Here is a 6,551-nt window from a genome sequence, read left to right as displayed (position 1 = left end):
CTCCGTCACCACCGAATGTGAGACAGGGCCAAGTTAACGGCCCTGTCTCAGCTCTCCGTTTAACCTCAGGCGTCGGTGGCTGGGTTAGCTCCTGTGTGGATGTCGGCATGTCGTGTTCGACGTGGGGACGGCCACCGCCTGATGATCTTCCGGTTCCTGGCAGAACATGAAGATCAAGGCGGTGGCCGTGGCTACGATTCTGGACTACCTGGGCGGGCTGGTGCTACCCGGCGCCCCGTCGAGAGGGCCGGTGGCGGATCCAGCAGCGGTGTTGGCCGGTTTCCGTCGGGATGTCTACCAGTGCCTGATCCGTCGGGCGGACGTGTTGTTCGAGCTCACATCGTGCGGCTGACTGAGAAGGGTGCCACGCTGCGCTGGCAACCGATCACCCTCGACCTCGCCACGCACCTCGATAAACATGCCCGCGCCCGGGGCACGGTGCTGCCGACCGATCGACGTGCCTGGGCATCACAGCCGGCTCGGCAAGGTCAGCGCCGCGGCTTGACATCGAACACGATCTGGATGGTGGGTGTTTCCCACGGAGTCCCTTCGCCGATCCGGACGTCCGCGACGTACCGTCCTGGCTTTGTCAGTTTGGTGGTGTCCAGCCGGGCCCGGACGGTCGTGTGGTGGCCTGCTTTGAGGGCGTTTTCGTCCGGCGTCAGCTCCAGCCACTCCTGGTCGTTGGACGGCGCACAGTCGTAGTTTCCGGGCAGTTGCTCGACCGCAGGGTCGCCTGCGGCGTAGCCCTCGGAGCCGCCGACTTTGAAGAACCCGCACGCCCCGGCGGTGCGGTAGAGCGCGTATGTCGAGTTCGGTAGCCGGGTCCAGGTATCGGTGGTCGGGTCGTAGGAGATGGCCTGGTTGGTGATGATCGAGCTCCGCTCGGCCGAGCCGCCCGCGATGACCAGTCGGCCGGCTGAGATCGACACTGCGCTGGCCCATAGGTCGACGGGCATGTCCGCCACCTGCTTCCACCGGTTGGTGTCCGGGTCGTACTCGTAGGTGGACAGCTTGTCGGCGCCGGGCCCGATTCCCCCGGCGCAGTAGACGTGTCCCCGCAGCCCGGCGCAGGAGGTCCAGGCGGTGTTTTGTGGGTAGTCGGCCAGCCGCGTCCAGGTGTCCGACTTCGGGTCGTACCGCAGGACGTCGGTGTTGCCGCAGTCGACGTCGCATCCGCCGACGACGTACAGTTGGCCGTCCAGTACCGCCGTCCCAGAGGCGGCATGGGGAGACGGGTTTACCGCCCCGGTCGTCCAAGAGTCCCTCTCGGGATTGTAGATCGCGGTGCTCGCCACTGGGGTGAAGTTGTCCTCGCCCCATCCGCCGGCAATGACGAATGTGCCGTTGATGAACGCACCGGACGGCCGCTGCCGACCGTCGGGCAGGTCGGCGATCGGCGACCAGGCGCCGCTGGCCGGGTTGTAGGTGTACGCGCTGCGCAGCGGGGCACCGCTGCCGGTGGTGCCGCCGAAGGAGTAGAGCAACCCGTTGTGGTATCCCGCGGCACTGTCTTTGATGCGCGATGGGTACGGGGTCAAGGTGCGCCATGGGGCGTCGGCGAGCCGCGGATCAGGAGGACCGGTGATCAGTGCGCCGCCGCCGCTGGATCCGCCCGTGCGCAACGGGCTAGCGGCCACGCGGTGGGTGCGCAGCGGCGCGCCGCTACCTGCTGGGGTGTTGCCCACGGACCCGGGTGGCGGGGCGAGGCGCGCGACGTCGGCGCCGTCGCGTTCGTCCAATTCGAATCGGGCCGGGCCGTCGCCGGTGTTGGTTATCTTGAAGGTCGCGGTCGCCTTCTCGCCGAGCGGGACGCTACGCTCGATGAGGTGCGTCGACGCCGTGAAGCGGCCCGATGTCAGTCCGATGTCTCGGCGAGTGACGCGGTCGGGTGACACGTGGGCCGTGACGACTGCTCTGTTGCGTTCGGCGGCCGATGCCTCCAGTTTCACGGGTCCGGTGTTCGCGGAGAAGAGCGCGTAGAAGCCGTTGCCCAGCACGTCGTCGGTGGTGGGACCGCTGGTAGTCCACGCGTGCGGATCGTTGGTGGCCACCACCTTGGCGCCGTCGAGTGCCTGGCCGGTTAACGAGGTCGTGGTGCGGCCGATCACCAACCCGCCCGGCGCGGCCCGGCAGTCGCGTTCGCCGATGTACACGTCGTCGATCTGCCACCACCAGTCGTCACCGGCCAGCCAGTACCGGAACCTCACGCGCACGTCGGACTTGCCGCTGGCTGACGGAATCGGGACGGTGACCTTGCTGCTGCGCACGTCGCCCGCGGCCCGCCAGGCGTTGCTCCACGTGGTGCCGCCGTCGGTTGAGATGTCGACGTCGGCACGTTCGAGCCAGTTGGCGTTGACATCGGTGCTGAACTCGACGACCGGGTTGGCTGTCCGCGACAGGTCCACCGTCGGTGAGACCATTGACGTGTCCTGTGAGCCGGCTTGGCCGTACGCATCGCTGTCGACGACGGCGAAGCCGCCGGCACCGCCGGTCAGGTTGCCGTGACGACCGGGATCGTCGAAGGTCCATGTCTGGCCGGTCCGCGCCGTATCCACGACATCCCAGCCTGCGGGCGCGGAGGAAGAGTCGAAGCTTTCGCGCAACCCGTCGCCGCGGCGGTACCCGGGTGCTGTGCAGGAGGCAGGGTCGACCGCCAAGGTGATGTCGCGTCTGGTGTGATCGGCGATCGTGAGGTCCATCGTGCGTGCCATGTACCCGTCGTACTGAGGAGTCACCTTGACCTGGTAATCGTCGCCGACGGGCACCGACATCCGGTAGGCGCCGGTGACCGGGTCTGTGAAGGTGTCCAGGGGCGTGCCGGCGATGCTGACCTGCGCGTAGAGCGGCCAGCCGTGACCCGAACCGTCGGTCACCGTGCCCTCCAACGGCACGCGCCGCGCGGGCGAGAGCTGGAAATTCTTTGTCACGGTGGCGTCCGGTGCGACCTGGATGCCTTCGACGCGGTCCGTGACGTACCCGAAGGACCGGGCAGCGATGTCGTACGTGCCGGCGGTGAGCGTCAAGGCGTAGTGGCCGTCGGCGTCGGTGACAGCGGTCCGCGACGTCGACCCGGTCAGCGACACCGTGGCCCCGGCGATCGGCTCATCCGACCCGGTTGCGGTGACCCGACCGCGCAGGGTTCCCACGTCCCCCCGGGGTGAGGCGGTGACCGCTGCCAACGCGTCGAGCCGGCCCTCGCCGTAGACGTTGTTGTCCTTGGCGTTGCCGCCGCACTGGTCGTCGGCGACATCCCGGGCACCGTCATCGAGCAGTTGTCGGGTGGCAGCCACCTCGCCCACCAGGGACGGCGCGGCCGACCACATCAGAGCGACCGTGCCCGCCACGTGCGGTGCGGCCATCGAGGTCCCGCTGTACACCCGGTATCCGTCGGTCGGCACACTCGACCGCACCGCCGTTCCGGGGGCGGCGATGTTCGGCTTGGTCTCGCCCGACGAGCCGGGTCCGCGGCTGGAGGTGGGGTCGATGATTCCGTTCCCTGCGTAGTTCCCGACCGAGTACGCCTCGGGGTATTCGCCGGGCGCACCGGTGGTGCGGCACTGCGGTCCTTCATTGCCGTTGGAGAACACGGGGAAGATGCCGGAGGCCACCCAGGCCCGCACGAAGTTTTCGTACCAGTCGTCGCCGCCGGGACCGCTCCACGAGTTGTTGACGATGTCGGGGCGGCGGGCCGGATCGGGATTTTCTCCCCGTAGGTCGGTCGGTGCGAGCACCCACTGGGCGGCTGCCGTCAGCGACGACTCGGAGCAGCCGCTGAACTCGCATCCCTTGACCGCGATCCACTGCGCTCCCGGGGCGACACCGATCCTGGCGCCCTCGCCGCCGTCGCCGACCATCGTCCCCATGGTGTGGCTGCCGTGACCGTTGTTGTCACACGGCTTCGCAGAGGGACGGCCGCAGATCGACGCGGGGTCGAACCAGTTGTAGTTGTGGTCGAAGGTGCCGTTGCCGGTGTTGCCACGGTACGAGGCGGCCAACGCAGGGTGATCGAACTGGACGCCGGAGTCGATGTTGGCGACGACGATTCCCTCGCCGCGGTCGTCGAACTGGTCCCAGACCTGGTCGGCCTTGATGTCGGCGATGCCCCACTCGACGCCGGCCGCTGCTGCGGCCCGCAGTGCCGGTGCGGGCTGTTCGAGGGCGAGGACGCCCGCCTGCCGAACCTTCGTCACCGTGTTCTCCGCGGCCGCCAGCGACGCGACCCGGCGGTCGCCCTTATGCACGTGGATGGTGTTGTCCACCCAATACGAGTCGTACTCAACGCCCGCGTCGTTCAGCATTGCCGCGACCTCTGCCTGGCTCTCCCGGGCGGTGTTCTGGAGGGCGGCTACGACGGCGGCGCCCCGCCGCGTCCAGTCGTTAATCCGGGCCGCCTCGGTCAGGTCAGCTTTCGCGTCAAACTCGATGACGAACGGTTCGAATCCGGGTGCCTCGAGCGCCCGGGCGAGCGGGGGTTCGATCTTGTCCACTCCCGGCTCTCCGGACGGTGTCTGGCCGCTCCGGGCGGCGGGTGCCGCGGCGGCCGGCGACGCGGGCACGGTGATGATCACCAGCGCGGTCAGCAGGAGCGCCACGGCACGGCGGAGCCGGTGACGTGCCGGCGGTACGACCGGCGAGTGAGCAAATGCGTTCACGATGGTCCGATCGATCGATACAACAGTTGACCTCGACACCCTGACACCGCGGACATCGCCGGTCTAGACTCCTCCGTGGCCGGGAGAGGCCATCGGCCGGTCCCGGCCACTGCACACGGATCCCCGACGTCCTGATCAAAATGGAGGCAAGCGGTGGGTCCCGCGCGCGAGACCCACGACCCGGGTGAGCGGCAGCTCTCGGCTCTCGGCATTTCCGACGTCGACGAACAGATCTACCGGGTACTGCTCCTGCACCCGCGTAGCAACCAGCAGCAGCTCGCCGAAATGACCTCACTCGCCCCCGCACGCGTCGCCTCTGCGTTACGCAGGCTCGAAGATCTGGCGTTCGTGGGGCGGGTCGAAGGCCGGCCGCGACGCTACGTCCCGACCACCCCAGATGTCGCCGTCGAGACCCTGGTACACGTCCGCGAAAGCCAGTTGCTTGGAGCCCGTGCCGCTGTGGCCGACCTGATGGGGGAGTACCGTGCGGGCCGGCAGGACGACCCGGGGGAACTGGTCGAGATCGTCAACGGGGAACGGGCGGTGGCGCAACGGTTCGCCGAAATCCAGAACTCCTGCACCACCGAAATCCTGCTGTTCGACCGGCCGCCTTACTCCGCTGGACCGGACAACCCGCAGCAGAGCGAGGTACTCACCCGCGGGGTCCGCTGGCGCACGATCTACTCCGCCGAATCGCTGGAGCGGTACGGTGCCCGCGCTCATGTCCGGGAGCTGTCGGCGCAGGGCGAGCAGGCGCGGTTGCTACCGCGCCTGCCGATGAAACTGGTCATCGCCGACCGCCGCATTGCGCTGATACCGCTCATGCTGGAGACAGGAATCCGGCAGAGCGCGGTGATCCGTCGTTCAACGTTGCTCGACGCCTTGGTCACGCTGTTCGAGTTGTACTGGAGCCGAGCGCTGCCGCTCGACGCCCAGCAGCCCGCCGAGACGGGTGCGGTCGACGACGAGGACAGGCAGGTGCTCGCCCTGCTGGCGGCCGGCGCCAAGGACGAGGCGATCGCCCGCGAGTTGGGCATCGGCGTGCGTACCCTTCGCCGACGCATGCAGCGTCTGCTCGCCGCGCTCGACGCCGACACCCGCTTCCAGGCCGGCCTGCAGGCCTCACGCCGCGGGTGGCTCTGATCGGTTTCGCCAAAGACTATGTACCGTGCCAGACTTCGCTGCGCGAGGGCTGACCTGCAGCTTCGTTGATCAGGTCAGACTTCTCGCTGGTACTGGTTCGATCACGCCGCTGAGGATGCGTCGTCGCCGTAGCCCGCCGGTCGCGGCCGTGGTTGGTGTGGATGCGGGTATCACCAGTCTGCTCACCCTGTCCCACCCGATGCCCGGGGTGAGTGACGAGCGGGGCAAGGTGGCCAACCCGCGGTACGGGCAGGCTGACCGGCGGAAGCTGGCCAAGGCGCAGCGGAACCTGTCCCGCAAACAGGACGGCTCCGCGAACCGGGCGAAGGTCCGCCTGAAGGTGGCCCGGATCCATGCGCGTATCGCTGACCGGCGTCGGGATCATCTGCACAAGCTGACCAGTCGACTCGTCCGTGAGACCCAAACGGTCGCGATCGAAGACCTCAGCGTGCGGAACATGCTCCGCAACCGGCGCCTGGCCCGCGTCATCTCCGACGCGGCCTGGTCCCAGTTCCGCAGCATGTTGGAGTACAAGGCCGACTGGTACGGGCGTGAGGTGATCCCCGTCGACCGGTGGCTGCCCACGTCCAAAACCTGCTCGGCGTGCGGTCGGATCAACACCACCCTCGCCCTCAACGAGCGTGTCTGGACGTGTCCGGGTTGCGGGGTCGTGCACGACCGGGACATCAACGCCGCGACAAACATCCTCGCCGCCGGGCTGGCGGAGAGGTAAAACGCCTGCGGAGCTGACGT

4 protein-coding genes are annotated in these 6,551 nt (G+C 68.2%); 3 read left to right on the top strand and 1 reads right to left on the bottom strand.

What is annotated here, in order from left to right:
- The first annotated feature begins 166 nt into the window (after nucleotides 1–166).
- Nucleotides 167–352, top strand: coding sequence for a hypothetical protein (locus tag ACY34I_RS40005; protein WP_462760703.1), 186 nt, complete (start codon nucleotides 167–169; stop codon nucleotides 350–352).
- Nucleotides 353–488: 136 nt separating this feature from the next.
- On the opposite strand, the gene ACY34I_RS40000 is transcribed toward ACY34I_RS40005, so the two are convergent.
- Nucleotides 489–4,694 (bottom strand): S8 family serine peptidase, encoded by a 4,206-nt coding sequence (locus ACY34I_RS40000; RefSeq protein ID WP_462760701.1) that lies wholly within the window; start codon nucleotides 4,692–4,694, stop codon nucleotides 489–491.
- Nucleotides 4,695–4,808: 114 nt separating this feature from the next.
- Between ACY34I_RS40000 and ACY34I_RS39995 the strand changes: the two genes are divergently transcribed.
- On the top strand, nucleotides 4,809–5,798 hold the full coding sequence (locus tag ACY34I_RS39995; protein ID WP_462760699.1) for a helix-turn-helix transcriptional regulator: 990 nt from the start codon (nucleotides 4,809–4,811) through the stop codon (nucleotides 5,796–5,798).
- A gap of 115 nt (nucleotides 5,799–5,913) precedes the next feature.
- Complete coding sequence (locus tag ACY34I_RS39990; protein WP_462760697.1) at nucleotides 5,914–6,531, top strand: RNA-guided endonuclease TnpB family protein; 618 nt, start codon at nucleotides 5,914–5,916, stop codon at nucleotides 6,529–6,531.
- The last annotated feature ends 20 nt before the right edge of the window (nucleotides 6,532–6,551 follow it).

It is taken from the genome of Micromonospora sp. RTBAU3-60 (assembly GCF_054963695.1).
This window is presented reverse-complemented; position numbering and strand designations above follow the sequence as displayed.

Coding starts and splice junctions, on each gene's coding strand:
- ACY34I_RS40005 (WP_462760703.1), top strand. CDS start 167: ATGAAGATCAAGGCGGTGGCCGTGGCTACGATTCTGGACTACCTGGGC.
- ACY34I_RS39990 (WP_462760697.1), top strand. CDS start 5,914: ATGCGTCGTCGCCGTAGCCCGCCGGTCGCGGCCGTGGTTGGTGTGGAT.